Annotated in this window: 23 protein-coding genes; 16 read left to right on the forward strand and 7 right to left on the reverse strand. The window is 71.5% G+C overall.

The genetic code is table 11. The features are described 5' to 3' along the window. Nucleotides 1-187: 187 nt before the first annotated feature. Nucleotides 188-637, forward strand: a complete 450-nt coding sequence (locus tag CT688_RS02690; RefSeq protein WP_107755657.1) for a hypothetical protein — start codon at nucleotides 188-190, stop codon at nucleotides 635-637. After that, the gene (locus CT688_RS17460) at nucleotides 634-1,050 is read left to right on the forward strand and encodes a transcriptional regulator (RefSeq protein WP_197431465.1); all 417 of its coding nucleotides are present in this window, start codon (nucleotides 634-636) and stop codon (nucleotides 1,048-1,050) included. The genes CT688_RS02690 and CT688_RS17460 overlap by 4 nt, the downstream gene beginning before the upstream one ends. 169 nt (nucleotides 1,051-1,219) lie before the next feature. On the opposite strand, the gene CT688_RS02700 is transcribed toward CT688_RS17460, so the two are convergent. Then, complete coding sequence (locus CT688_RS02700) at nucleotides 1,220-5,071, reverse strand: Pls/PosA family non-ribosomal peptide synthetase (RefSeq protein ID WP_107755658.1); 3,852 nt, start codon at nucleotides 5,069-5,071, stop codon at nucleotides 1,220-1,222. 67 nt (nucleotides 5,072-5,138) lie between these two features. Between CT688_RS02700 and CT688_RS02705 the strand changes: the two genes are divergently transcribed. The 3 genes from CT688_RS02705 to CT688_RS02715 all read left to right on the forward strand — a co-directional run bounded on the left by CT688_RS02705 (nucleotide 5,139) and on the right by CT688_RS02715 (nucleotide 7,285). Then, nucleotides 5,139-6,002, forward strand: a complete 864-nt coding sequence (locus CT688_RS02705; RefSeq protein ID WP_107755659.1) for an SDR family oxidoreductase — start codon at nucleotides 5,139-5,141, stop codon at nucleotides 6,000-6,002. A gap of 189 nt (nucleotides 6,003-6,191) precedes the next feature. Further along, a complete protein-coding gene (locus tag CT688_RS02710) occupies nucleotides 6,192-6,398 on the forward strand; it encodes a PspC domain-containing protein (protein ID WP_107755660.1) in 207 nt (68 codons plus the stop codon). A gap of 23 nt (nucleotides 6,399-6,421) precedes the next feature. Further along, complete coding sequence (locus CT688_RS02715; RefSeq protein WP_107755661.1) at nucleotides 6,422-7,285, forward strand: crotonase/enoyl-CoA hydratase family protein; 864 nt, start codon at nucleotides 6,422-6,424, stop codon at nucleotides 7,283-7,285. 209 nt (nucleotides 7,286-7,494) lie between these two features. Here the strand turns inward: CT688_RS02715 and CT688_RS02720 are convergent, their stop codons facing one another. Further along, nucleotides 7,495-8,007: an inorganic diphosphatase gene (locus CT688_RS02720; protein WP_107755662.1), complete on the reverse strand. Its 513-nt coding sequence runs from the start codon at nucleotides 8,005-8,007 to the stop codon at nucleotides 7,495-7,497. Between the two features lie 182 nt (nucleotides 8,008-8,189). On the opposite strand from CT688_RS02720, the gene dacB reads away from it, so the two are divergent. The 3 genes from dacB (at nucleotide 8,190) to hpt (ending at nucleotide 11,256) form a co-directional block, all read left to right on the forward strand. Then, the gene (dacB, locus tag CT688_RS02725; protein ID WP_231750471.1) at nucleotides 8,190-9,584 is read left to right on the forward strand and encodes a D-alanyl-D-alanine carboxypeptidase/D-alanyl-D-alanine-endopeptidase; all 1,395 of its coding nucleotides are present in this window, start codon (nucleotides 8,190-8,192) and stop codon (nucleotides 9,582-9,584) included. Nucleotides 9,585-9,702: 118 nt separating this feature from the next. Next, complete coding sequence (gene tilS, locus CT688_RS02730; RefSeq protein WP_231750573.1) at nucleotides 9,703-10,698, forward strand: tRNA lysidine(34) synthetase TilS; 996 nt, start codon at nucleotides 9,703-9,705, stop codon at nucleotides 10,696-10,698. Then, a complete protein-coding gene (hpt, locus tag CT688_RS02735) occupies nucleotides 10,699-11,256 on the forward strand; it encodes a hypoxanthine phosphoribosyltransferase (protein WP_017835929.1) in 558 nt (185 codons plus the stop codon). 75 nt (nucleotides 11,257-11,331) lie between these two features. Here hpt and CT688_RS02740 read toward each other — a convergent pair whose 3' ends face one another. From CT688_RS02740 to CT688_RS02755, 4 genes are all read right to left on the reverse strand, one after another. Beyond that, complete coding sequence (locus tag CT688_RS02740) at nucleotides 11,332-12,369, reverse strand: NAD(P)/FAD-dependent oxidoreductase (RefSeq protein WP_107755664.1); 1,038 nt, start codon at nucleotides 12,367-12,369, stop codon at nucleotides 11,332-11,334. Further along, nucleotides 12,366-13,079: a hemerythrin domain-containing protein gene (locus tag CT688_RS02745; RefSeq protein ID WP_107755665.1), complete on the reverse strand. Its 714-nt coding sequence runs from the start codon at nucleotides 13,077-13,079 to the stop codon at nucleotides 12,366-12,368. Before CT688_RS02745 ends, CT688_RS02740 begins: the two co-directional genes overlap by 4 nt. 190 nt (nucleotides 13,080-13,269) lie before the next feature. Next, complete coding sequence (locus tag CT688_RS02750) at nucleotides 13,270-14,151, reverse strand: manganese catalase family protein (RefSeq protein WP_107755666.1); 882 nt, start codon at nucleotides 14,149-14,151, stop codon at nucleotides 13,270-13,272. A gap of 469 nt (nucleotides 14,152-14,620) precedes the next feature. Beyond that, nucleotides 14,621-14,947 carry a YrhK family protein gene (locus tag CT688_RS02755; protein ID WP_107755667.1) on the reverse strand — a complete coding sequence of 109 codons (327 nt, stop codon included), beginning with the start codon at nucleotides 14,945-14,947 and terminating at the stop codon, nucleotides 14,621-14,623. Nucleotides 14,948-15,241: 294 nt separating this feature from the next. Between CT688_RS02755 and CT688_RS02760 the strand changes: the two genes are divergently transcribed. The 3 genes from CT688_RS02760 to CT688_RS02770 all read left to right on the forward strand — a co-directional run bounded on the left by CT688_RS02760 (nucleotide 15,242) and on the right by CT688_RS02770 (nucleotide 18,037). Next, complete coding sequence (locus CT688_RS02760; protein ID WP_107757963.1) at nucleotides 15,242-16,792, forward strand: acyl-CoA synthetase; 1,551 nt, start codon at nucleotides 15,242-15,244, stop codon at nucleotides 16,790-16,792. Between the two features lie 7 nt (nucleotides 16,793-16,799). Next, nucleotides 16,800-17,660 (forward strand): sigma-70 family RNA polymerase sigma factor, encoded by an 861-nt coding sequence (locus tag CT688_RS02765; protein WP_107755668.1) that lies wholly within the window; start codon nucleotides 16,800-16,802, stop codon nucleotides 17,658-17,660. A gap of 140 nt (nucleotides 17,661-17,800) precedes the next feature. Next, nucleotides 17,801-18,037: a DUF1059 domain-containing protein gene (locus CT688_RS02770; RefSeq protein ID WP_107755669.1), complete on the forward strand. Its 237-nt coding sequence runs from the start codon at nucleotides 17,801-17,803 to the stop codon at nucleotides 18,035-18,037. 23 nt (nucleotides 18,038-18,060) lie between these two features. Here the strand turns inward: CT688_RS02770 and CT688_RS02775 are convergent, their stop codons facing one another. Further along, on the reverse strand, nucleotides 18,061-19,404 hold the full coding sequence (locus CT688_RS02775; RefSeq protein ID WP_231750473.1) for an amidase: 1,344 nt from the start codon (nucleotides 19,402-19,404) through the stop codon (nucleotides 18,061-18,063). A gap of 242 nt (nucleotides 19,405-19,646) precedes the next feature. Here CT688_RS02775 and ftsH point away from each other — a divergent pair, with 242 nt between their 5' ends. From ftsH to folK, 5 genes are read left to right on the forward strand one after another with little or no spacing between them, the layout of a single operon-like run. After that, nucleotides 19,647-22,169: an ATP-dependent zinc metalloprotease FtsH gene (gene ftsH / locus CT688_RS02780; protein WP_107755670.1), complete on the forward strand. Its 2,523-nt coding sequence runs from the start codon at nucleotides 19,647-19,649 to the stop codon at nucleotides 22,167-22,169. Between the two features lie 32 nt (nucleotides 22,170-22,201). Then, a complete protein-coding gene (folE, locus tag CT688_RS02785) occupies nucleotides 22,202-22,825 on the forward strand; it encodes a GTP cyclohydrolase I FolE (protein ID WP_107755671.1) in 624 nt (207 codons plus the stop codon). Between the two features lie 59 nt (nucleotides 22,826-22,884). Next, nucleotides 22,885-23,706, forward strand: a complete 822-nt coding sequence (folP, locus tag CT688_RS02790) for a dihydropteroate synthase (RefSeq protein ID WP_107757966.1) — start codon at nucleotides 22,885-22,887, stop codon at nucleotides 23,704-23,706. Beyond that, entirely contained in the window at nucleotides 23,706-24,098 is a 393-nt protein-coding gene (folB, locus tag CT688_RS02795; RefSeq protein WP_107757965.1) for a dihydroneopterin aldolase, read from the forward strand. Before folP ends, folB begins: the two co-directional genes overlap by 1 nt. After that, the gene (gene folK, locus CT688_RS02800) at nucleotides 24,095-24,619 is read left to right on the forward strand and encodes a 2-amino-4-hydroxy-6-hydroxymethyldihydropteridine diphosphokinase (protein WP_095717943.1); all 525 of its coding nucleotides are present in this window, start codon (nucleotides 24,095-24,097) and stop codon (nucleotides 24,617-24,619) included. Before folB ends, folK begins: the two co-directional genes overlap by 4 nt.

Below are 24,619 nucleotides of genomic sequence, written 5' to 3' on the forward strand. Positions count from 1 at the left end.
TGACCTGCGCGAGTGTAGTGGACCCGGGGGATCGCCACGGTCGCCGTCGCCGCCGGTGCCGCTGACGCCCGCCACCGCCGTCGGATCCGCGCTCTGCGGAAACTACTTGCCAACCAGGAAAGTAGTTTCCTAGTGTGGGGTCATCGGCCGGGCGAGGGCCCGGGGAAGTGTCGAGAAAGGTGAAGTCATGACCACGGAGAACTACACCACCGGCGCGGTCGATCGCGCCGAGGCCGCCAGGCTCCTCGCGGAGGCCGAGGGGCGCCCGCCGGTCAGCTCCACGCGCGACGCCCGGGTCTTCGCCTGGTTCACCGCGGTCATCGCGGTGGTGATGGGGGCCGGGACCATCGCGATCATGTTCTCCGACTGGGCGATGCTGCCGTACGCGGTGCTTCTGTTCGCCGTGATGGCCTGGCAGCGGCGGTCGATCGGCGCCAGCCCCCGTGGCTCGGCCCGCACGTCCTTCTGGGGGGTCGTGGGTTCCGGGGTGATGGTGCTCGTCGTCGTCACCGGCCTGCACGTCATCCGCACCACGATCGGCCTCACCGCCTGGTGGTATCTCCTCGGCGCGGTGCTGGTGGCGGTGCCCGGACTGATCGCCGCCGCGCGGATCGCACGGCGGGGGGCCTCGCGGTGAGCGGTTCGACAGGCGAGGCCGCCGGAACCGGCACCGCCGACGGTGACGCAGGTGACACCGACAACGCCGCCGGTCACGCCGGTCACGCCGCTGACCTCGACGTCCCCGACGACCGCGCGCAAGGACACGCGCGCCACCGGCTCGACGAGGTCATCCACGCGCCGGTGAGATTCTCGATCGTCGCCGCGTTGGCCGGGGTCGACGACGCGGAGTTCGCGACGATCCGCGATGCGGTGGAGGTCTCCGACTCGACGCTGTCCAAGCAGGTCGCGGTGCTCGAGAAGGCCGGGTACGTCAAGGTGCGCAAGGGGTACGTGGGAAAGCGACCCCGGACCTGGTTGGCCCTGAGCCGCGAGGGTCGCAGGGCCTACGGGTCGCACCTGGAGGCGCTCCGGGCCATCGCCGGCGGCTGACCGGCGAATCCCCCTCCCTCCCCCGGATGCGCGGCGTCTTTGCACGGAACCCACGGGGGTGCGCGGCGAGTCTGGTCCAGACCCGCCGCGCAGCCCCTGCGGTGGCAGACGGACCCGCCGCGCAGCCCCTGCGGTGGCAGACGGACCCGCCGCGCAGCCCGCGCCCCGCTCAGCCCCGCCAGGGTGCGATCGGATTGCCCTGCCAGCGGGTGCCCGGGGGGATGCGGTCGCCGCGCATGACCAGCGAGGCCGGGCCCACGGTGGAGCCGTCGCCGATCGAGGACGCCGGGAGCGCCACACAGTGGCACCCCAGCGTCGCGCCATCGGCCATCGTCACCCGGTCGATCTGCATGATGCGGTCGTGGAAGAGATGGGTCTGGACCACGCAGCCGCGGTTGACGGTGGCGCCGTCACCCACCGAGATCAGGTCGGCCTCGGGGAGCCAGTAGGACTCGCACCACACGCCCCGGCCGATGCGTGACCCGAGCAGGCGCAGCATCGCGGTGAGGATCGGGGTCCCGGTGGCGGGCCGGGCCATCCAGGGCGCGGCGAGGAGCTCGACAAAGGAGTCGGCCACCTCGTTGCGCCACACGAAGGAGGACCACAGTGGCTGGTCGCCCGCGCGGATCCGGCCCACCAGGATCCACTTGGCCAGGACCGCGAGCAGCAGTGCCACCAGTCCGGCATACGCGAGCGTGACACCGGAGGTCAGCGCGGCCACGGTGAAACCCCACTCCCGGTGGATCAGCTGCATCACCACCAGGACGCCGACAAGCAGGAGGAACGAGAGCCACACCGGGACCAGGCGCAGGGTCTCCCACGCGGCACGGGCGACCTTCAGGCGCCCCGGCGGTTGGTAGGTGCGCGCGTCGCTCTCGCCGTCGGCCACCGCCCTGGGCAGCTTCTGCGGGGGCGATCCGAGCCACGACGTGCCCTTCTTGGCCTTCTGCGGCGCGGAGGACAGAACGGCGACCAGTCCACGCGCGGGGACCTTGCGGCCGGCGGACGCGATGCCCGAGTTGCCGAGGAACGCGCGTTTGCCGACCTGCGCCTGCTCGAGCCTCATCCACCCCGACCCCAGTTCGTACGGCGCGACCATCGTGTCATCGGCGAGGAACGCCCCGTCACGGACGGTGGTGAGAGAGGGGATGAGCAGGACGGTCGAGGCCTCCACGTCCTTGCCGATCGTCGCCCCCAGCGCCCGCAGCCACATCGGCGTGAGCATCGAGGCGTAGAGCGGGTACAGCCAGTTCCGGGCGGCGTCCATGATGCGCTCGCTGCACCAGGCCTGCCACGCGATGCGGGAGTGCACCGGATGGAAGCCTTCCCGCAGTCCCACCGACAGCACCCGCACCGAGACCAGGGTGAGCGCGGCGAACAGCACGAGCGCGACCAGCGTCCCGGGCACCGACCACAGGGTCGCGCGCAGGAACAGCTGCCCGGGGGTGGCGGCGTCCCGTGCCCCCGCGGCCACCACCGCGAGTCCGGCGCCGAGCGCGATCAACGGCATCGCGCCGAGCGCCACCGCGGAGAGCTGGTACACCAGGCTCCAGACGCGGTTGTGGGGTGCGGGCTCGGCCGGCCAGCTCGAGCCCCGCTTCCCCCGCTTGCGGGCCGGCGAACCCGCGTAGCGCTTGCCGGCCTTGACGGTGCCCACCACGGCGGATCCGATCTCCACGTGCGCGCCCCGGCCCACCACGGCGCCCGGCAGCAGCGTGGACCGCGCTCCCACCACCGCGTTCTCGCCGATCTCCACGGTCCCGACGTGCACCACGTCGCCGTCGACCCAGTGCCCGGCCAGGTCGACCTCCGGCTCGATGGAGGCGCCGTCGCCCACCGTGAGCAGGCCGGTGACGGGCGGCAGCGTGTGCATGTCCACCCCGTGACCGATCTTCGCGCCGAGCAGCCGCGCGAACGGGGTGAGCCACCCGGCACCCTCGAGGTTCGCGACCCCGGAGGCCTCGACCAGCCGCTCGGCCGCCCAGAGGCGCAGATGGACCGGTCCGCCCCTCGGGTAGGTGCCCGGAGTGATCCCGGCCGTGAGGGCGCGGCACAGCAGGCCCGTCACGAGCGTGCGGCCCGCGGGGAGCAGGAGGAGCACGGTGAGGATCCCGAGCGCCCACCACGAGACCGGTCGCGCCCAGGGGACCCCCACGGACGCCGCGACGTTGTTGGCGATCCCCAGCCAGGTGAGCCACTGCAGTCCGGTGACCGTGAGCAGCGGGAGCGTGGCCAAAACCTGGACCAGTTGCGCACCGCGGCCGACGGGCCGCACGTGTCGCGGCTCCACGGCGGCCACCGGTTCGAGCTCGTCGAGGAACCCTGCGAAGTCACCGAGGCGTGGACGGTCGTAGATGTCCCCCACGGTCACGGCGGGGAAGCGCTCGCGGACCGCCACCACCACGTGTGCCGCGGCGAGGGAACCGCCGCCGAGGGCGAAGAAGTCCTCGTCGACCCCGGAGACGTCGGCGCCCAGGGCCGAGGACCACAGTTCGGCCACCCACGCGTCGGTGCCCTCCAGCTCCGTCTCCGCGGCCGAGGTCTGGGCCAGGGGCCACGGCAGGGCCGCGCGGTCGACCTTCCCCGAGGTCCGGGTGGGCAGCTCGTCGACCAGCGTCAGCCGGGGGACCACCCCCGCGGGTAGCCGGTCGCGCAGGGTCGCGGCGGCGTCGGCGAGGTCGAAGCCCGCCGGATCGTCCGCCACGAGGTAGGCCACGAGGACGGACTGACCGGCGTCGGACTTCTTCACCGCGGCGGCCCCGGCGCTCACGCCCGGCAGCGCGGAGACCGCGGTGTCGACCTCGCCCAGCTCGAGTCGGCGTCCACCGATCTTGACCTGGTCGTCGACGCGGCCGGCGAAATACAGACCATCGGCCTCGAGGCGCACGACGTCGCCGGACCGGTACGCGCGCTCCCAGCCGAGGGACTCCATGGGCGCGTACTTCTCGGCGTCCTTGTCCGGGTCGAGGTATCGGGCCAGCCCCACCCCGCCGATCACCAGCTCACCGGATTCGCCGTAACCGACCGGCATGCCCGTCGGGTCGACGACGGCCAGGTCCCACCCGTCCAACGGCAGGCCGATCGAGACCTCACCCGTGCCGTCCAGCCGCGCCGCGCACGCCACCACGGTGGCCTCGGTCGGCCCGTAGGTGTTCCAGACCTCGCGGTCAGCGCCGGCGAGTCGGGCGGCGAGTTCAGGCGGGCAGGCCTCGCCGCCGAGGATCACCAGCCGGATGTCGGCGAGCATCTCCTCGGGCCACATCGAGGCCAGTGTCGGCACGGTCGATATCACCGTGATCCCCCGGTCGCGCAACCACGGACCCAGGTCGAGCCCGGATTTGACGATTGACCGGGGCGCGGGCACCAGACACGCCCCGTGCGCCCAGGCCAGCCACATCTCCTCGCAGGAGGCGTCGAACGCCACCGACAGCCCGGCGAGCACCCGGTCGCCGGGGCCGAGCGGGGCGCCGGTGAGGAAGATCCGCGACTCCGCGTCCACGAACGCGGCGGCACTGCGGTGGGTGACGGCCACGCCCTTCGGCAGTCCGGTGGTGCCGGAGGTGAAGATGATCCAACAGTCGTCGTCGACTCCCGGCCCCCGGTGCCTCGACGGGTCGGCCGGGCGGTGCGGGTCGGCGACCCGCATCCCCTCTGCGGTGTACACGGCCGCGACGCCCGCCTGGCCGAAGACCAACTCGGCGCGGTCGGCGGGATCGTCCACGTCCACGGGTACGTACGCCGCGCCCGCGGCGAGCGTCGACAGGATCGCCAGGTACAACTCCACGCCGCCCGACGGCATGTGGATGCCCACCCGGTCGCCCGCCCCCACGCCCTGCTCCTGCATCCAGCGCGCCGAGGTGTGGATCTCCTCCCACACCTCGCGATAGCTCAGCACCCGCGCGCCGTCGTCGAGGCACGGCGCGTCCGGGTGGCTCCGCGTCGCGGCATCGAGAACGTCCAGCAGTGTCCGAGGGCTCGGGGCCTGTGAGCTGCGAAGATACTGCTCGGGGATGGTGTGCACGTGCGGATGGTATCCCGGTCGGGTGAACTCTCTCCCACAGCGCGGGTAGAACTGGTTCTATTAGCTCATGTCAGGATCTCTGGAGAACAAGACCGTCGTGATCGTGGGAGCGGGACCCGGCTTCGGCCGGACCCTCGCCCTGCGCGCAGCACAGCAGGGTGCGACCGTCGTCGTGGCCGCCCGGACCGCCTCCCGTCTCGACGGGATCGTCGACGAGGTACGCACCGCCGGTGGCACCGCGATCGCCGCCGCGGTGGACGCCACCGAACCCGACTCCGTACGCGCGCTGCGGGAGACCGTCGCGCAGCACACCGATGCCGTCCACGGCCTGGTCTACAGCGCGTTCGCGGTGCCCAGCATGAAGCCACTGGCCCAGACCGACCACGACCAGATCTCGCGGGGGATCGACCTGTCGGTCCTCGGCGCGCTTCGCACCACCCAGGAGTTCACCCCGCTGCTCGAGGCCGGCGCGGCGGCGGGGGCAGGCGAGGCCGACTCCGGGGCCGACTCCGGGGCCGACTCCGGGGCCGAGAGCAGCGCCGCGCCCGCGAGCAGCTCCGTGGTCATGATGGCCTCCGCGGTCATCCACCACTCCCGCGAGCGCTACGCCGGCTACAAGATCGCCAAGACCGCCCTCGTCGCGCTGGGCCACTCCCTGGCCACGGAGCTCGGGCCGCGCGGCATCCGCGTCAACACCGTGGCGCCCGGCTACATCTACGGCGAGACGCTCAAGGGGTACTTCGAGCACCTGGCGGGCAAGTACGGCGGGACCGTGGAGGACGTCTACGCCCACACCGCCGAGAAGATGGACCTGAGGCGCCTGCCCAGCGAGCGCGAGATCGTCGACCCGGTGCTGTTCCTCCTGTCGGACGCGGCGTCGGCGGTCACCGGCCAGACCCTGACCGTGGACTGCGGCGAGTTCCACACCTGAGCCGCTGACACCTCGGGAGAGCTCGCCTGCGCGCCCACCCCGGGACTCCGTCCCCGCACCCACCCCGAGGCACGGATCAGGGTGGGGATCGGGGTCGAACCCGGATGTGGCGGGCGCCGTGGGGGAGGAGACTGGAGGTCGTCGGGGAGAGGTCCCCGACCGCCATTGACGACGACGAGGTGACATGTCATGACCTACCCTTCAGACTCCCAGCCCAAACGACTGACCCGCTCCGAGGACCGCTGGATCGGGGGCGTGTGCGGCGGGCTCGCCGACTACTTCGGGATCGACCCGGTGTTGGTCCGCGTCCTGTTCGTGGCCTCCCTGCTGCTGCCCGGGCCGCAGGTGCTCCTGTACCTGATCCTCTGGTTCGTCATGCCTGACGTCCGCGCCTGAGGTCGTCATGGCAGGCTGAGCGCATGAGCACTCAAGACACCTCGGCCGCGCCCGGTCAGTACTCCTCCGTCCGCATCGAGAAGGCGGTCCGGCATCCGCACGTCGCGCAGGTGACGCTGATCGGGCCCGGCCTCCACAACGGCATGGGGCCGGATTTCTGGGCGGAGATGCCCCGCGTGATGGCGGAGCTCGACGCCGATCCGGAGGTCCGTGCGGCCGTCATCGCCGGGGAGGGCCGCAACTTCTCCTACGGGCTCGACCTGATGGCGATGATGCCGCAGTTCATGGAGTTCCTTCCCCAGGACACGACCCCGGACGCCTCTCGTAACGAGCGGATCCTGGACTTCGTGGAGAACATGCGTCGCGCCATCGACTCGGTGGCGTCGGCCAAGACCCCCACCGTCGCGGCGGTCCAGGGCCGCTGCATCGGGGGCGCGGTGGACCTGATCTCCGCCTGCGACGTCCGCCACGGCGCCGCCGACTCGACCTACTCGATCCGCGAGGTCAAGGTGGGGATCGTGGCCGACATGGGCTCGCTCGCGCGGCTTCCCCACATCATCGGCTCCGGGCTGACCCGGGAACTCGCCCTCACCGGCCGGGACATCGACGCCCAGACCGCCCTGCGCTACGGGCTGGTCACCCAGCTGGCCGAGGACGCCGCCGGTGTGTTGGCCTCGGCCCACGCCACCGCCGCCGAGATCGCCGCCAACCCCCCGCTGGTGGTCCGCGGGACCCGCGAGGTGCTCAACCGCGGCATCGAGGGGCAGATCCGCGAGAACAACCGCTACGTGGCCACGTGGAACGCCGGGTTCCTCGCCCCCTCCGACATGATGGAGGCCATCTCGGCGACGCTCGAGAAGCGCGAGGCGAAGTTCACCGGCCGCTGAGGCCACGAACCAGGCCGCGCTGGCCGACCCGACGAACGGTCGCCAGAAAAGGTGAGCCGTCGCTCCGGTACGCAATGGCGGATCCACACCAGGGGAAACGCTGCCCGGAGTGACGGCTCGTGTACGTGCGGGCGTGTGCGCCCCCGCCGCGTGTGGGCCGACGCGGCGGGGACCCCCGGCCACGCGGGCGGACCCTCGGCCGCCCGGGGTCAGCCGCGGTTGGGCTCGGCCTTCTCCTCGGGGTGCTCGGCGAAGTTCTCGACGCCCTCGGCGATGAGCTTCTCCCCGAGGTCCTTGCCCTTCCACTCACCGGGCGTGACGTGCTTGCCGGGCTCGAGATCCTTGTAGTGGAGGAAGAAGTGCTCGATCGCCTTGAGCTCGAAGTCCGGGACGTCCTCGATGTCCTGGATGTGCTCCCACCGCGGGTCCGTGGCCGGGACGCACAGCAGCTTGTCGTCGCCGCCGGCCTCGTCGGACATCGTGTAGACACCCACGACGCGGGCGTTGACGATCACGCCGGGGTGCACCGACTCGTCCAGCAGGACCAGCGCATCGCACGGGTCGCCGTCGTCGGCGAGCGTGTTGTCGATGAACCCGTAGTCGGCCGGGTAGCCCATCGAGGTGAACAGGAACCGGTCGAGGTAGATCTTCCCGGTCTCGTGGTGGATCTCGTACTTGTTGCGCGAGCCCTTGGGGATCTCGATGGTCACTTCGACGGACACTGGCGTACCTCGCTGATCGGCGTTCTCGGGACCCCGGACGCGCGCCCGGGAATTCGCACCGATTCTAGTAGGCAGGTCCGGCACCGGGGGCGGTCGCCGTCAGGTCGCCCGCTAGCGTGGGTGATCGATGGCCGCTGCCCGGTCGGGGGCGAGGGCTGGAGAGTGCGGGAGGGCAGGGGTCGGTGACCGAGCGGGGCGTGTGGCGCGGGCGGGGCCCGGTGTGGCGGATCGGAGTGGTCCTGGTCACCGTGGCGCTGCTGGTGGCGGGCCTCGTGGCGGCGGCGCTCCTCACCGACGTCGAGGGGGAGTTGGGCGTCGGGCGCGACGGGTCCGCGTCCGCCGGGCCCCCGCCGTCTCCGGGTCTTCTGGCCGCCGGGGATGACTCGCCGACCCCAGACCCGGGGGCCCTCGAGCAGATCCTGGGGCCGCTGGCGTCGGACCCGGCGGTCGGGGACCTGACCGCGAGCGTGGTCGACGATGCCACCGGGCAGGTCCTGTGGGAGCGCCGCCCCCGTGACGCCCGGGTCCCGGCCTCGACGGTCAAGCTGCTCACGGCCGTCGCCGCCCTCACCCGTCTGCCCGCCGACGCCCGCGTCGACACCGTTCTGGCGCGCGGCACCCGCCCCGACACCCTCGTGGTGATCCCGGGCGGAGACCCCACCATGTCCGGTTCCGCCGAACCCGGCCCGTTGTTCCCGGGTGCCGCCACCATCGCGCAGGCCGCGGGAGTCGTCCGCACGGCCGGCCAGACCCCCGCGCGCATCGTGGTGGCCCCGGGCCCGTACACCGGCCCGCGCCTCGGGCCCGGCTGGTCCCCGGTCGACATCGCTGGGGGCAACATCGCCCCCGTACAGGCGTGGATGCTCGACGCGGGTCGCCTGGATCCGGTGGACGAGTACTCGCCTCGCACCCCGGAGCCCACGCTGGCGGCCGGGAGGGCTCTGGCCCGCGAACTGGGCGTCGATCCCGAGCAGGTCAGCGTCTCGGAGGAGCCGGTGGAGACGACGGAGGAGTTCGGCCGCGTGTCGTCCGCGCCGCTCACCGAACGGGTGCGTTCGATGCTCGTCCACTCGGACAACGTGCTGGCGGAGACGATCTGCCGGGAGGTCGCGCTCGACCGGAACCCCGACCAGGCGGCCGGGTTCTCGGCCGGGACCGCAGCCGTCGTGGACACCCTCGCCGAGCGGGGGCTCGACATGTCGGGGGTCCGCCTCGACGACTGTTCGGGCATGAGCGCCGGTAACCGGATCTCGGCGGCCGCCCTCACGGACGTTCTGCGCACCGCCGCGGCTCCCGATGCGACCCGGGAGATGCGGGACCTGCTGGACGCCCTGCCCATCGCGGCGGGGTCGGGAACCCTTGTGGACCGCTTCAACGGGCCGTCGGCGGCGGGTGCGGGGTGGGTGCGGGCCAAGACCGGGACACTGAGGGAGACCAGCGCGCTCGCGGGCACCGTCACCAGCGCCGACGGCCGGACGATGAGCTTCGCGCTCCTGGCCTCCGGCACCGACCCCACTGTCGCCCGACCGGTCCTCGACCGGATCGCCGCCGAGTTGCGTAGCTGTGGCTGCCGCTAGCGGACCGGGCCGGGCCGACGCCCGACCTTCCGACGCCGACCCCGCCCAGCCCGCCCAGGCTCGGGACCAGTCCACTGACTCGGCGTGGACCGGCGCGGCGTGGGCCGTTCGCTCGGCCGTGCGGGCGTTCCGCCGCTCCCACCCGGAGGTGGGCGACGACGTGTGCGTGGCGCTGTCCGGAGGTGCGGATTCGCTCGCGCTCACGGCCGCCGCGGTGACCGAGTTCGCCACGGTGACCGCGCTGGTGGTGGACCACGGCCTGCAGCCCGGCTCCGACGAGGTCGCCCGTCAGGCGTGCCGGGCGGCGGGCCGCCTGGGGGCGTGGTCGCGGGACCTCGCCGTCGTCGTCGATCCCGATGGTTCCGGCCCCGAGGCCGCGGCGCGCACCGCGCGGTACGCCGCGCTCGACGCCGCGCGCGAGGGCCGCCCGGTGCTGCTCGCCCATACTCTCGACGACCAGGCCGAGACGGTCCTGCTGGGGCTCGGCCGGGGTTCCGGCGCGCGGTCCCTGCGCGGGATGGCCGCCTGGGACGCGCCGTGGGGCCGCCCGCTGCTCGGCGTGCGAGGGACCGACACCCGCGCGGCCTGCCGTGTGCTGGGCCTGGACTGGTGGGACGACCCACACAACACCGACCCGACGTTCACCCGGGTGCGAGTGCGGCGCGAGGTGCTCCCACTCCTGGAGGACGTGCTCGGGGGCGGGGTGGCGGAGGGGTTGGCGCGAACCGCGGAGCTGCTCCGGACCGACGACGACGAGCTGGAGCGTCTTGCCGCCGCCGTGCCGATCTCCGGTGACGGCGACCTCGACGTCTCCGTGCTCCACCGGTTGCCGACCGCCGTGCTGACCCGGGTCCTGCGGCGATGGCTGCTGGCCCACGGCTGCCCGTCGCCCACGTACGCGCACCTGTCGGCGGTGGCGGCGCTGGTCACCGACTGGCACGGGCAGGGGGGAGTGGCGGTGGGGGGCACTGGACCGGGCACAGGCACGGAGACGAGTGCGGGCGCGGGCTCGGACGCGTCGGGTGTGACGGCGGGCCGGGGCAGGTTGGTCGCTCGGCGGCGGCATGGAAAGGTGGTCCTGGAGATAGACCGGGCTAGCGGAGCGGGGACGTAGATGAGCACGGACAAGTACGCCGACGAGATCGAGTCGGTGCTCATCGACACCGATGCGATCCGCGACCGGATCGCCGAGATGGGCGCGAAGATCGGGGAGCGCTACCGGGACTCCGAGCAGGAGGTCGTGCTGGTCGCCGTGCTCAAGGGCGCGGCGATCTTCGTCTCCGACTTCGCCCGCGCGCTGACCATCCCCTCCGAGTTGGAGTTCATGGCGGTCAGCTCCTACGGCTCCTCCACCAGCTCCTCGGGAGTGGTGCGGATCCTCAAGGACCTCGACCGTGACATCGCGGACCGCGACGTGATCATCGTCGAGGACATCATCGACTCGGGCCTGACCCTGTCGTGGCTGATGCGCAACCTGCGGACCCGCAACCCGCGCTCGCTGGAGATCGTCACCCTGCTGCGCAAGCCCGACGCGGTCAAGGCCGATCTGGACATCCTCGAGATCGGGTTCGACATCCCCAACGAGTTCGTGGTGGGCTACGGCCTGGACTTCGCCGAGCGCTACCGCGACCTGCCGTACATCGGCCGGCTGCACCCGCGCATGTACTCCTGAGGGGTGCTGTTTCTCGTCTGAGTCGCCGCCGGGGCCTGTCGCCGGGCTGCTCGGTCGGTCGCCGTCGCGATATCGCTAGCTGTCCGGCCGCGTGAAGGTCCGCGTCGGGGGCGCCGCGTCGGGGACGTCTGCCGCGGTGGAGTGTCCCCGCAACGAGGTCGCGCAGGCCACGCCAGCCGCGGCCCCGGTGCCCACGGCGATCGGGACGAGTTGCAGACCGGTCACGATGTCACCGGCGGCGTACACACCGGCCACGCTGGTCAGTTGCAACGCGTTGACCGAGAGGCCGCCCTCGTCGTCGATCCGGCAGCCCAGGGCCTTCGCGAGGTCGTTCGTCGGATGGTGCGCGTAGGAGAAGAACACCTTCGATCCGGTGATCATGGTGCCGTCGGCCAGGCGCACGCCCTGCAGTGCACCGGGTTCGCCCACCAGTTCCCGGGCGACGCCGTCGACCACCTGGATGTCGTGTACGGCGCAGGCGGCGCGCTGATCGTCGTCGAAGGCCGGGTCGGAGTCGCTCTCGGTGATGATCACGACCTCGGACGCCCAGTCCAGTAGTTCCGAGGCGTACGCGGGTACATGCGCACCGGCGCCGAGCACGATGACCCGCTGATCTGCGGCGGTGAGGCCGTCGCAGGCGGGGCAGTGGTGGACGTCGACACCGTAGTGTCGGTCGATCCCGTCGAGCTCGGGGAGCCGGTCTCGCACTCCGGTGGCGAGGATGACCCGCGTGGCGGTGACGGACATCGGGGCCCCGTCCCCGTCGTCCGATGTCGTGGCCGGTGCGATGCGGGCGACGAAGCGATCGTCGGATTCCCTGGTCAGCTCCGAGACGAGACCGTCGAGTCTCCGCACGGTCGGATAGCGGCGCAGGCCTTCGTGGGCGTCGGCGTAGAACTCGTCCGGTGTGGCCGGGCCTGTGCCGAGAATGCCGTGGATCCTCTCGGCGGACAGGTTGCGTTGGCCTCCGGCGTCGACGAGCAGGGTGGAACGTCGATACCGGCCGAGCCATGTCGCAGCGGAGAGCCCCGCCGGTCCACCGCCCACGATGAGGGCGTCGACCGTGTCGGGTGGCGGGTTGTCCGACGCGCCGGGAGGAGGTGGCCGGGTCATCGGTTCTCCGTGCGGGTGGTGGGATCCTCCCCGCGGCGTAGGAGCGGCAGGTGCTCGACGGCGTGGGCGAGTGCGCTGAGGCGGGCGCTGGCCCGGTGAAGCGGCGAGGCGGAGAGCGCCGGTCGGCGCAGCGCGGCGGTCTCGAGGGCATCGCGCAGGCGATCGATGACGGTCAGCGGCAGTGCTGCGGCGACGTTGCCCGGCGGGCGGCGCGCGACGACCGGGTGAGCTCGTGTGGGGGCGGTACGGCGGACCACTTCCCAGGCCAGGCCGAGCGCGGTGAGTCGCCCGTGGCTCAGGCGCTCCTGGAGCCGGGGCAGCAGTTCGTCCTCCTCGTTGCGGACGTCGTCGCGGAGCACCTCGACGAACCGCGCCAGGAGGTCGGGCCTCGCAGGATCATCCGCGGGCAGGTTCTCAAGTCGGACGACCAGCTCGTTGACCTCCTGATGCTCCTGTTCCACCTCGAGGGTCAGGTCGTGCCCGTCCGGGAGGACCCGGCGAAGCACGGGCCACAGCACGGCCTCCTCGGCGAACGCGTGGGGGAACACGAGTCGGTACACGCGGAGAAGTACCTGTCGTTCTTCCCGGGCATCGGCGTGCTCGAGTTGGTGCAGGAGACGGTCCAGTGTGACGTGGTCGAGCTTCTGGCGGCTCAGGACACTCAGGCGGCCGCCGAGCTGGGTCGTCGTCTGGTCGGCGATCGATGTCACGTTCGCTCTCGTTTCTCTAGAGGGGGTCGGTGAGGGGGTCGCGGCCAACGTGGCTGCGGTGGAATGGGAGACGGGGCCGGGGGAGATCCCCCGCGACCCCGTCGCGCGCGCAGATCGACTCAGTAGGTGCGTCGCTCGCACGATGGCTTCCTTCGCGATGAGGCGCGCCGGGGTGGTCCGAGGGTGGATCTCACTCCTTGTTGAGCGTGTCCTGGACGGTGCCCGCCACCTTTTCCACGGTGTTCGGCAGCTCTGTCGTGCCGTAGAAGCGGGCATCCGGATGGGTCGGGGGCGGCATCGGCGGGCCTTCGAGCGGTTCATCCGAGTACGAGAACTCGCCGTGGCCGTCTGGCGTGGGGCCGGACGCCCAGGAACCGTCGGCGGCGGTGGCCCCGTCGGAGAAGTTGTACAGCGTGTACGCGTGCTCTCCGGCCTCCTTGGACTTGGGGAAGTTCGACGGCACGGGCAACTCCTCGAGGCCCTCGGCCTTGAGGTCGCTGATCGCCGCGAGCCACTGGTTCTGGTGCATCGTGTCGCGGGCGAGCAGGAACGACAGCAGCTCCCGGATGCCCGGGTCGTCGGTCATGTGGTAGAGCCGGGCGACTGCGACGCGCCCCTGCGACTCGGCGTTGACGTTGGCGTACATGTCCGCCAGGAGATTGCCGCTCGCGGTGACGAACGCCCCGGACCAGGGGTTGCCCATCGAGTCGACGGGCCGGGCCCCGGCGCCGGCGAGGATGCCGTGCTGGACGTCGGTGCCGCCGACCACAGCTGCCACCGCCGGATCGTTCTGAACGGCGTGATCGGTGATCCCCAGTGGGGCCTTCTCGAGCAGTTGGGCGACCATCGTCGCGAGCATCTCGACGTGGCCGAACTCCTCGGTCGCGGTGCTGAAGAGCAGGTCTCGGTACTTACCGGGGATGTGGGCGTTCCACGCCTGGAAGCTGTACTGCATGGCCACGGTGATCTCGCCGTACTGGCCGCCGATGACCTCCTGGAGCTTGCGTGCATACACCGCATCGGGCTTCTCGGGCTTTGACTGAAATTGCAATTTCTGCTTGTGATAAAACATGGGAACTCCCGCACTTGACACGTTGAATTCATCGAATCTCGACGAATAAGTCCAGTGAGCGCCACGGTAGGCGCGGCACACGGGCATGGCTACCGCACGATCCCCCCGGGTGGCTGCACTGGAGTGGCATGCATGCTGTTCACGGCGATTTCTCTGCCGGAAACGCGGCATGGTCGGCCACATGGCGCCCGCGGCGGTGATCGAACTTCTCGGCCTCGACAGGACGCGTCCGATTATCGTGCCCCGGTTCCACGGTCTCTTGTCGCGGTGGCGATTGAGGCACCCGCGGGAATATGAGGGTCACTGCCCGTCAATCGCATTACGTTCTTTCCGAGGGCGTGCAGGAGAGATCAGTATGCCGAGAAGCGCTCAGACTGACCTGCCCGCCAAACCGGGTCCGAGTGCGCCGGTCTGACATCGATCGGGGCCGGGCAGACGTTCTGGGTCCCGGCATCAGCAGAGTCTCGGCTCAGTAGTCGTGGTCAGCGCCGCGGCTGCCCGTGGTCGCGCCGATCCGCCTGAGGTGGATCCGGCGTGCGAGACGAATGGCGGGCCGTGCCAAGAACTCCACTGAACCGAGAATGAACAGCCAGGTGCCGATGGTCTGGGTGGAGTCGGAGAGGAACAGGACGCTGCCGACGAGGAAGAACAGCGCTATGAGCACGTCGTTGGCGATCGACAGTGTCTCGTAACGATCGTTGATGACCACCTCGTCGTCCCCGAGGGGAAGCCGCAGTGACCAGTCGGATCCGGAGGCGGTCGTCGATGGGGTGCTCGTGTGAGGAGTGGCATTCATGAAAAGCGCGACCTCGGAGTGAGTGGGTGTGGCCGTCGACCACGCGATCGCGGCGGCGGGCGGACCGCGCGCGGTCGCGTCGATTCCGCCTCGTGGGTGCCTGCGACGCTACGCCGGGCACCTGGAGGTCACTACCGAAGCCGATCCCGTCACTCGGAATGGATGAGAGGGTTCCCGGTGCCGGGGTGAGGGCTGCCCGCAGAAGTGACGGCCCCGAAGGCGCGCGTTCGTCGCGCTGATCCGGATCGCCCGATAGCGTGATCCGGATCACATGTGGGATATATGCTCCGGAGCATGTTCCCGGGAACCTTCGCCGCCACCACGCCCGACAAGCCCGCCGTGATCCGCCCCGCGACGGGCGAGCAGGTCACCTACGCCGAGCTCGAGGCCAGGTCGGCCCAGTTCGCGCACGTGCTGTCCGGCGACTGGGGGTTGCGCCCCGGTGACACCATCGCCGTGGTGTCGGACAACACCCTCGAGATGGTCGAGATCTACTGGGCCGCGTTGCGGACCGGGCTCTACATCGCGGCCATCAACCATCACCTCACGGCCGACGAGTCGTCCTACATCATCGGCGACTGCGGGGCCCGCGCCCTCGTCGTCTCCGCCCCGGTGGCCGACCACGTGGATCTGTCCCCGGACGCGCACCCGGGCGTCGAACATCGGGTGGTGTTCGGCGGAACACTCGACGGGTTCGCGGACTACCGTGCGCTGCTGGCCGACAAGCCCACCGATCCGCCCGCCGACCAGCCCCGTGGCCACGACTTCCTCTACTCCTCCGGCACCACCGGCCGACCCAAGGGCGTCCGCGTGGACCCGCCGGAGGGGCAGATCGACGAGGTGCCCGACGTCTACACCCCGGTGTTCAGCTTCCTCTACGCCTTCGACGCCGACAGCGTGTACCTGTGTCCCGCGCCGCTCTACCACGCGGCCCCGCTGAGGTTCTGCGGTGTGGTCAACTCGGTCGGCGGGACCGTGATCCTCATGGACCGCTTCGACGCCGAGGAGTCACTGCGCCTCATCGAGGAGTACCGCGTGACCCACTCGCAGTGGGTACCGACGATGTTCGTGCGCATGCTCAAGCTGCCCGAGGAGACGCGGCAGCGCTACGACCTGTCCAGCATGACCCACGCCATCCACGCCGCCGCGCCGTGTCCGCCCGAGGTCAAACGCCGGATGATCGAGTGGTGGGGACCGGTGATCCACGAGTACTACTCCGCCACCGAGGGGATGGGGATCACGTTCATCAACTCGCAGGAGGCACTCGAGCGGCCCGGATCGGTGGGGCGCGACGGGCTCAAGGGCATCGCGCACATCTGCGACGAGGAGGGCCGCGAGCTCCCCATCGGTGAGATCGGCACCATTTACTGGCAGCAGGACGAGGGCACCTTCTCCTACCACGGCGATCCGGACAAGACCGCGTCCGTCTTCCACCCCGAGCACTCGAACTGGTCCACCTTCGGCGACGTGGGATACCTGGATTCCGACCGCTTCCTCTACCTCACCGACCGCAAGGCGTTCACCATCATCTCCGGCGGGGTGAACATCTACCCGCAGGAGATCGAGAACGCCCTCGCACTGCACCCCGCGGTCGATGACGTCGCCGTGATCGGGATCCCCGACGAGGAGATGGGGGAGCGGGTCCACGCCGTGGTGGTGCCCGCCCCCGACCGCGCCGGCGACCCGGGCCTGGCTGACGAGATCCTCGGATCTCTCCGTGGCCACGTGTCGGACTTCAAGATCCCGCGCGCGGTGGACTTCGTCGACGAGCTGCCCCGCACCCCCACCGGGAAGCTGGTCAAGCGTCGGATCCTGGACCGCTACACCAGCGGGTCCCCGGCCTGAGCTGTCGATGGACCTGACCGAGGAGTTCGAGCGCGAGCGGCCCAGACTCACCCGCATCGCCACACGCGTCCTCGGTGATCCGGCCGAGGCCGAGGACGCGGTCCAACAGGCGTGGCTCCGACTGGCGAGGGCTGACGTCTCTGCCGTCGACAACCTGCCGGGATGGCTCACCACCGTGGTCACCAGGGTGTGCCTGGACCGTCTCAAGGCGGCGGTGCCGGCGCCCGGTGAACCGCTCGACCGTCCGGGAGTCGATCCCGACCCGGCCGACGAGGCTGTCCTGGCCGACTCGGTGGGATCGGCGCTTCACCTGGTGCTCGACCGGCTCACCCCGGCCGAGCGGGTGGCGTTGGTCCTGCACGATTCGTTCGGTGTCGACTTCGCCGCCATCGCCGGAATCCTGGACTGCACCCCGGCCGCCGCCCGCAAGCACGCCTCCAGGGCGCGGTCCAAGGTCCGGGGGCCGGCGGGTGCGTCCTCGGGCGCTTCGCCGGGGTATCAGGGCACAGCGGACTGGCGGGTGGTTGACGCCTTCCTCGCCGCCGCCCGCGACGGGGAGTTCTCCCGACTCCTCGAACTCCTCGCGCCGGACGTGGTGGTGGCGGGTGACCCGGTCGCCGTGGGCCTGGGGACCCCCGCGCGGATCGAGGGCCGCGATGCGGTGGCGGAGTTCTTCAACGGTGCCGCGGCCGCCGCTCTGCCGGTCTTCGTCCACGACCGACCGGGGGCGGCGTGGTTCGACCGCGGTGTCGCCCGGGTGGCCTTTGACTTCCGTGTCACGGGCGGCATGGTCACCCGCATCGACTTCCGGGCCCGACCCGAGGCACTGGAGACGATCGACCGCCGGCGGGACGGCGACAGGCGCTGACCTCCGGGGTAGAGCACCTCGCCGTCAGTGCAGGTGTGCAGGTCACCTCGCCTGCCAGGGGACGGTCACATCTCCGGGCCGCCGCTCGTCATCATGGTGGGGAGCGCACACCGCGCCACCCGGACACGGGAGGACACACCATGAAGACCATGACCTGCAGAGACCTCGGAGGCCCCTGCGACCTCGCCCATTCCGGAGAGACCGCGGACGATGTGATCAACGCCCAGGACGCCCACCTGAAGGAACTCGTCAAAGCGGGGGACGAGGCGCACGGGCCTGCGCGCAAGGAGATGAAGGGGCGGTGGATGCGGCCCCGTCAGGCCCTCGGGTGGTACAACGACGTCAAGAAGCGTTTCGCCGAGCTGCCGGAGGACTGACGCGGACCCGGGCTCGTCCCCGTTCAGCCAGCACTGTCGATCGTGCCAGCACTCTCGATCGCAGCAGCCAACGAGAGCAGTGTCGGTTCGGAACCGGGCCGACCGACGAGCTGGACCGAGGTCGGCAGGTCCCGGCCGGCCGGGGTCGCGGTGCGACCGCAGGGGACGGTCATCGCGGGCCAGCCCAGCACGTTGGCCAGTGGGGTGAACGGCGAGAACCTCATCGACGCCCACAGTGAGCGCCCCCAGGATCGCTGGTGCCAGTCGGTCGCCTCGGGCGGCAGGTCGGCCAGTGCCGGGGTGAGCCACACGTCGACGCCGGCGGTGTCCATCGCGCGCTCGACCTCGGTCCGCAGAGCCTCGGTCGCCCGGTTCCACCTCGTGTCCCCGTCGCCCGCCCCACCGCGGCGGAACACGGTCCGACCGAGCAGGGCGTGGTGCCGGGTGCGGCGCTCCATCGCGGACAGTGGAAGGTTCTCCTCCTCCGCCGCGCGCGCGACCGCAGAGGTCCACCGCGCCAGGTAGAGCACCGGGTCACGGGGGGACGGCAGGGAGGTCTCGACGACGACGAGATCGCGGGCCCGGAGCGCATCCGCGGCCTCCCGGGCCGCTCGGGTCCACGGCTCCCGGATCCGGACGAGGTCCCGCCCGAGTCGGATCGGACTCGTCGTGGACAGGCCCACCCGCGTCTCACCGGGTACGGGTCCGACGGAGGCCAACTCGGGTCGCCCGGCCATCACCGACAGGGCCAGCGCCGTGTCCTCGACGGTCCTGGCCAGGGGGCCCGACTCCGCCAGCCGGCCCCAGTTGTCGCCGGCGAGCCGGGTGGGGACGACCCCCGGACCGGGCTTGATGGTCACGATGCCGCAGGCGGCGGCGGGGATCCGTAGGGACCCCATCCCGTCGTCACCCACCGCCAGCGGGACCATGCCGGAGGCGACCGCCGCGGCCGATCCCCCCGACGACCCGCCCGCGGACAGGGACTCGTCGAGCGGATTGCGGGTGATTCCGTGCTCCTCCGAGTCCGTCATCCCCCACGTGCACAGCTGGGGCGCGGCGGTGATGCCCACCGGTATCGCGCCGGCCGCGAGAAGCGGGGTGATCACGGGGTTGTCGAGGGTCACCGTGCTCTTGATGGCCAGGGGGACCCCCGCCAGGGGCAGCCCGGACCGTCCGGTCTCATCCGAGGCGTCCACGGCGGCCGCGGCCGATCTGCCTTCCTCGCCGAGCAGAGTGGTGAAGGCACGGAGGGCCGGGTCGAGACGGGTGATCCGGTCCAGGGCCGAGTTGAGCGCCTCGGTAGCGGTGCCGTTACCGGAACGCACGTCCTCTGCGGCCCGGGACGCGGACGGTGTGGGGGTGGTCACGGTCCCGATGGTACGGGGCGGGTACGACACCGCCGCCCTGTCCGCCCACGGAGATCAACCCGGTCGGGTGTCGCGCTTCGCAGGTAGCCTGGTGCGACAGAGACGACGTCGCGCGCGACTGTGCTCATGACACCGAGTTCATGACACCGAGCTCATGGCACCGAGCTCATGACATCGCGCAGGACGTCGCGCACCACCAGGCCCGCCGACCGGTAGGGCTGTCCTTCGCATCCGAGGACCGAATGGAACGCAAGAGCAACACCGTCTTCCGCAACGTGGCGATCGCGGGCGTCATCATCCTGGCGATCGTCGGGTTCTCGTTCTTCGCGAACGACGAACGGGGGTACACCGAGGTCGACACCTCGGTGGCGCTCGCCCAGATCGACGCGGGCAACATCCGGGAGGCGACGATCGAGGACCGGGAGCAGCAGCTCCGTCTCACCCTCGAGTCGCCCATCACCCCGGAGGAGGGTGCGGACGAGACCGACCAGGTGCTCGCCAAGTACCCGGAGGGAGCGGCGGAACAGATCTTCGACCGGATCGCCGCCGCCGAGCCGGAGAACTTCGACACCACGGTGACGCAGCAGGGGTTCCTCACCCAGATGCTGTCGTTCCTGCTGCCCATGCTCATCCTCTTCGGGCTGCTGTTCTACTTCATGTCCCGGATGCAGGGGGGCAAGGGTGGCCTGTTCGGCGTCGGCAAGTCGCGAGCCGTCGAGTTCACCAAGGACATGCCCCAGACCACCTTCGCCGACGTCGCGGGTGAGGACGAGGCGGTGGAGGAGCTCAACGAGATCAAGGACTTCCTCCAGAACCCGGCCCGCTACGAGCGGCTGGGCGCCAAGATCCCCCGCGGCGTCCTGCTCTACGGGCCGCCCGGGACGGGCAAGACCCTGCTGGCGCGCGCCGTGGCCGGTGAGGCCGGCGTCCCGTTCTTCTCGATCTCCGGCTCGGATTTCGTGGAGATGTTCGTGGGCGTGGGCGCCTCGCGAGTCCGCGACCTCTTCGAGAAGGCCAAGCAGAACGCGCCCTGCATCGTGTTCGTCGACGAGATCGACGCGGTCGGCCGGCACCGCGGCTCCGGGACGGGCGGCGGACACGACGAGCGCGAGCAGACCCTCAACCAGCTCCTCGTCGAGATGGACGGGTTCAGCGACCGCGAGACGGTCATCATGATCGCGGCGACGAACCGGCCCGACGTGCTCGATCCGGCCCTGCTGCGCCCCGGCCGGTTCGACCGCCAGGTGCCGGTGACCAACCCGGATCTGCGGGGGCGCGAGTCGATTCTCGCCGTCCACTCGGTGGGCAAGCCCCTGGCCGCCGATGTCGACATGAAGTCGCTGGCCCGGCGCACGATCGGCATGTCCGGCGCCGACCTGGCCAACGTACTCAACGAGGGCGCGTTGCTGGCGGCACGGATGGGGCGGGACGAGATCTCGACCGACATCCTGGAGGAGGCCACCGACCGGGTGGTGGGCGGTCCTCGTCGCAAGCACCGCGTGATCAGCGAACACGAGAAGAAGGTCACCGCCTACCACGAGTCAGGGCACGCCCTGGCCGCGTGGGCGATGGAGGATCTGGAGCCGGTCCACAAGGTCACGATCCTCGCGCGCGGCCGGACGGGTGGTCACGCCCTGGTCGTCCCGGAGGACGACAAGTCCCTCATGACCCGTGCGGACATGATCGCGCGGATCGTCATGGCCATGGGGGGCCGTGCGGCCGAGGAGTACGTCTTCGGCGAACCGACCTCCGGCGCGAGCTCCGACATCGAACAGGCCACCCGTATCGCCCGCACGATGGTCGCCGAGTACGGGATGAGTTCCAAGCTGGGCGCGGTCAAGTACGGCGGCGAGGGCGGGGACCCCTTCCTCGGACGCGGCGGCGGCGCGGGTTCCGAGTACTCCCCGGAGGTGGCCAAGGCGATCGACGACGAGGTCCGCAGGATCATCGACGCCGCACACGCCGAGGCGTGGCGGGTCCTCGAGTCCAACAGGGACGTCCTCGACGCGATCGCGGCGGAGCTGCTCGAGAAGGAGACACTCCGCCAGGACGACCTCGAGCGTCTGTTCGCGGATGTGGTCAAGCGTCCGAGGATCACGGAGTTCGACGACTTCTCCGGTCGTGTCCCGTCGACCCGGCCGCCCGTCAAGACCCCGGGTGAGCTGGCCAAGGAGCGCGGCGAGCCGTGGCCGCCACCGGTGAGCGACCCGTTCGCGATGCCCGTCCTGCCGGCCAGTCGGGACGCCGGGGACACCGGACGGGACGGGAACACCGGCCAGGACTCGGGCCGGGGCGCGGTGGGCGAGACCGGACTCGGGCGGGAGTCGGTCCCCGCAGGCGCCTCGTCGTCCGGACCATCCGGGTCGCCCGGGATCCCGGCGTACGGCACGCCACCGCCGCCCGGGTGGTCGGCGCCCGGTTGGCCCCCGCCGAGTAGGTCCCCGGGTGCGTCGCGGAGTGCGCCGCCCGGCGCGGGCCGGGCACCGGTCACGGGTCCGGACGGCGGGGCGGCACCCGACGGCGACCGGCCCCAGAACGGGACGTATGGTCCGAGCGGGGCCGAGACCACCCGGCTGCCGGCCGCGCCCGCCGAGCCGGAGAACCCGGACGCGGACCCCGGTCGCGCCGGCGACCGGGACGAGTCGCCGTCCGGCCGGTCGACCCGTGCGTGGTCGGCGGTGGACGGTGACGGGCGCCGGAGCGGGTCCCGCCGTCGCGAGGACAAGGAACCCGGGTGGCGGGCACCGTGGGAACGTGACGACTGACCACCGGTCGGTTTCGTGCGAGAAGAGGACTGATGACGACCCCTGACCACATCCCCGCGGCAGACGCCCGGTCGGTGTCCGCCGGCCGGGTGTTCGATGCCGAGCGCGCCGAGTCGGCGGTCCGGGAACTGCTGATCGCCGTGGGCGAGGACCCGGATCGCGAGGGCCTCCAGGACACCCCGGCGCGCGTCGCACGGGCGTACCGGGAGGTGTTCGCGGGGCTGTACACCGAACCCGCGGACGTGTTGTCCAGGACGTTCAACGAGGACCACCGGGAGCTGGTCCTGGTGCGGGACATCCCCATCTTCTCGACCTGCGAGCACCACCTCGTCCCGTTCCACGGGGTCGCGCACATCGGGTACATCCCGGGGCGCTCGGGTGCGGTGACCGGGCTGAGCAAACTCGCCCGGCTCGTCGACCTCTACGCCAAGCGGCCGCAGGTGCAGGAACGACTGACCAGCCAGGTCGCCGACGCCCTGGTGGACAGGCTCCAGCCCACCGGGGTCCTCGTGGTGATCGAATGCGAACACCTGTGCATGAGCATGCGCGGAATCCGTAAGCCGGGTTCCGTCACCACCACCTCCGCGGTCCGGGGCAGCATGCGGTCCAACGCCTCCACCAGGGCGGAGGCACTCGGCCTCCTGCGGGGTACGTGAGCCACCCGTTCGCCCCGACACGCCCGGCCGGGCTGCCGCGTCCGGGCCGCTGCGCGGTGATGGGCATCGTCAACGTCACGGAGGACTCCTTCTCCGACGGGGGGCGTCACCTCGCCCCGGAGGCCGCCCTCGCCCACGCCCGGCGACTGGTCTCGGAGGGGGCCGACCTCCTCGACGTCGGCGGGGAGTCCACGAGGCCGGGGGCGATCCGGGTCGACCGGACCGACGAGGCGGACCGCGTGATCCCGCTCGTCCGCTCTCTCGTGGCGGACGGGGTCACGGTCTCGGTCGACACCATGCGCGCCTCGGTCGCCGCCGAGGCCCTGGAGTCCGGCGCGGCGCTGATCAACGACGTCTCCGGAGGTCTCGCCGATCCCGGGATGCTGCCGGTCGTCGCCCAACAGGGGTGCCCCGTGGTGCTCATGCACTGGGTGTCGCCCGACCAGTACCGGGCGGGCGCCGGAGGCCGCGCCGACTACGGCGGGGACGTGGTGACCTCGGTCCGTGACCACCTCTCGCGCCGAGCCGATGCGGCGGTGTCCGCCGGGGTCGACGCGGGCTCGATCGTGCTGGACCCCGGGCTGGGGTTCGCCAAGAACGCCGCCGACAACTGGGCGCTGCTCCACCGGCTCGACGCCCTCACCGAACTGGGGTTCCCGGTGTTGGTCGCCGCGTCGCGCAAGCGCTTCCTCGGTGCGCTCCTCGCGGATACCGCGGGTGTGCCCCGCGGCGTGGCCGGCCGGGACCCCGCGACGGCGGCCGTCACCGCACTGGCCGCTGCGGCCGGGGCGTGGGCCGTGCGCGTCCACGATGTGCCGCCGAGCGTCGACGCCGTCCGGGTGGCCGCCGCATGGGCGGCCGGAACACCGGGGGAGGGCTGATGGCGGACCGGATCGAACTCAGGGGCCTGCGGGTGCGCGGCCACCACGGGGTCTTCGAGCACGAGCGGCACGACGGTCAGGACTTCCTCGTCGACCTCGTCCTGTGGACCGACTTCTCCGCGGCCGCGGCGTCCGACGATCTGGCCGACACCGTCGACTACGGTGCGCTGGCGCTGTTCGCCCGGGACGTGGTGTCCGGGGCCCCCCGCGACCTGATCGAGACGGTGGCCTCGCAGATCGCCGACGGGGTCATGGACCTGGCCCCCCACGCGCACGCGGTGGAGGTGACCGTGCACAAGCCCCAGGCGCCCATCCCCGCCGAGTTCGCGGACGTCGCGGTGGTGGCCAGACGATCGCGTGGGCACGACGGCGAACCGGGTGCGGACCGGTGACCTGCCGGGCCGTCCTGTCGATCGGCGGAAACCACGGTGACTCACTCGAGTTCCTCCGTGGTGTGGTGGCCGCCGCCGCCGGAGCGGGCACCCTCCGCGACGTCTCGTCGGTCTACGCGACCCCTCCGTGGGGCGGGGTGGAGCAGGACGACTTCCTCAACGCGGTTCTCGTCGTCGAACACCCGGGTTCCCCCCGCGACGTGCTCGACTGGGGACTCGCGCAGGAGCGGGCCGCGGGCCGCACCCGCCGGGTCCGGTGGGGGCCGCGGTCCCTCGACGTGGACGTGGTGTCCGCCGAGGTGGACGGTGTGACGGTGAGGTCCCGGGACGACCGTCTGACCCTGCCCCACCCCCGTGCGGCCGAGCGGGCGTTCGTCCTGGTCCCCTGGTCGGAGATCGAACCGCGTGCCCGGTTGGACGGCACGCCCCTCTCGGCCCACCTCGATGCCCTCGATCCCGCGGAAGTGTGCGCGATCCGGCGCACGCGCGACCGGCTGGCGCCCGAAGGGTGGGTCCGCTGA

It is taken from the genome of Dietzia sp. JS16-p6b, from assembly GCF_003052165.1.
Classification (GTDB): domain Bacteria; phylum Actinomycetota; class Actinomycetes; order Mycobacteriales; family Mycobacteriaceae; genus Dietzia.

What these genes read in the sequence shown, in the direction of transcription:
- CT688_RS02760 (WP_107757963.1), top strand. Translation starts at nt 15,242, where the DNA reads ATGTTCCCGGGAACCTTCGCCGCCACCACGCCCGACAAGCCCGCCGTG.
- CT688_RS02710 (WP_107755660.1), top strand. Translation starts at nt 6,192, where the DNA reads ATGACCTACCCTTCAGACTCCCAGCCCAAACGACTGACCCGCTCCGAG.
- folB (WP_107757965.1), top strand. Translation starts at nt 23,706, where the DNA reads ATGGCGGACCGGATCGAACTCAGGGGCCTGCGGGTGCGCGGCCACCAC.
- folE (WP_107755671.1), top strand. Translation starts at nt 22,202, where the DNA reads ATGACGACCCCTGACCACATCCCCGCGGCAGACGCCCGGTCGGTGTCC.
- folP (WP_107757966.1), top strand. Translation starts at nt 22,885, where the DNA reads ATGGGCATCGTCAACGTCACGGAGGACTCCTTCTCCGACGGGGGGCGT.
- hpt (WP_017835929.1), top strand. Translation starts at nt 10,699, where the DNA reads ATGAGCACGGACAAGTACGCCGACGAGATCGAGTCGGTGCTCATCGAC.
- ftsH (WP_107755670.1), top strand. Translation starts at nt 19,647, where the DNA reads ATGGAACGCAAGAGCAACACCGTCTTCCGCAACGTGGCGATCGCGGGC.
- CT688_RS02770 (WP_107755669.1), top strand. Translation starts at nt 17,801, where the DNA reads ATGAAGACCATGACCTGCAGAGACCTCGGAGGCCCCTGCGACCTCGCC.
- CT688_RS02715 (WP_107755661.1), top strand. Translation starts at nt 6,422, where the DNA reads ATGAGCACTCAAGACACCTCGGCCGCGCCCGGTCAGTACTCCTCCGTC.
- CT688_RS02755 (WP_107755667.1), bottom strand. Translation starts at nt 14,947, where the DNA reads ATGAATGCCACTCCTCACACGAGCACCCCATCGACGACCGCCTCCGGA.
- CT688_RS02705 (WP_107755659.1), top strand. Translation starts at nt 5,139, where the DNA reads ATGTCAGGATCTCTGGAGAACAAGACCGTCGTGATCGTGGGAGCGGGA.
- CT688_RS02690 (WP_107755657.1), top strand. Translation starts at nt 188, where the DNA reads ATGACCACGGAGAACTACACCACCGGCGCGGTCGATCGCGCCGAGGCC.
- CT688_RS02740 (WP_107755664.1), bottom strand. Translation starts at nt 12,369, where the DNA reads ATGACCCGGCCACCTCCTCCCGGCGCGTCGGACAACCCGCCACCCGAC.
- CT688_RS02750 (WP_107755666.1), bottom strand. Translation starts at nt 14,151, where the DNA reads ATGTTTTATCACAAGCAGAAATTGCAATTTCAGTCAAAGCCCGAGAAG.
- CT688_RS02765 (WP_107755668.1), top strand. Translation starts at nt 16,800, where the DNA reads ATGGACCTGACCGAGGAGTTCGAGCGCGAGCGGCCCAGACTCACCCGC.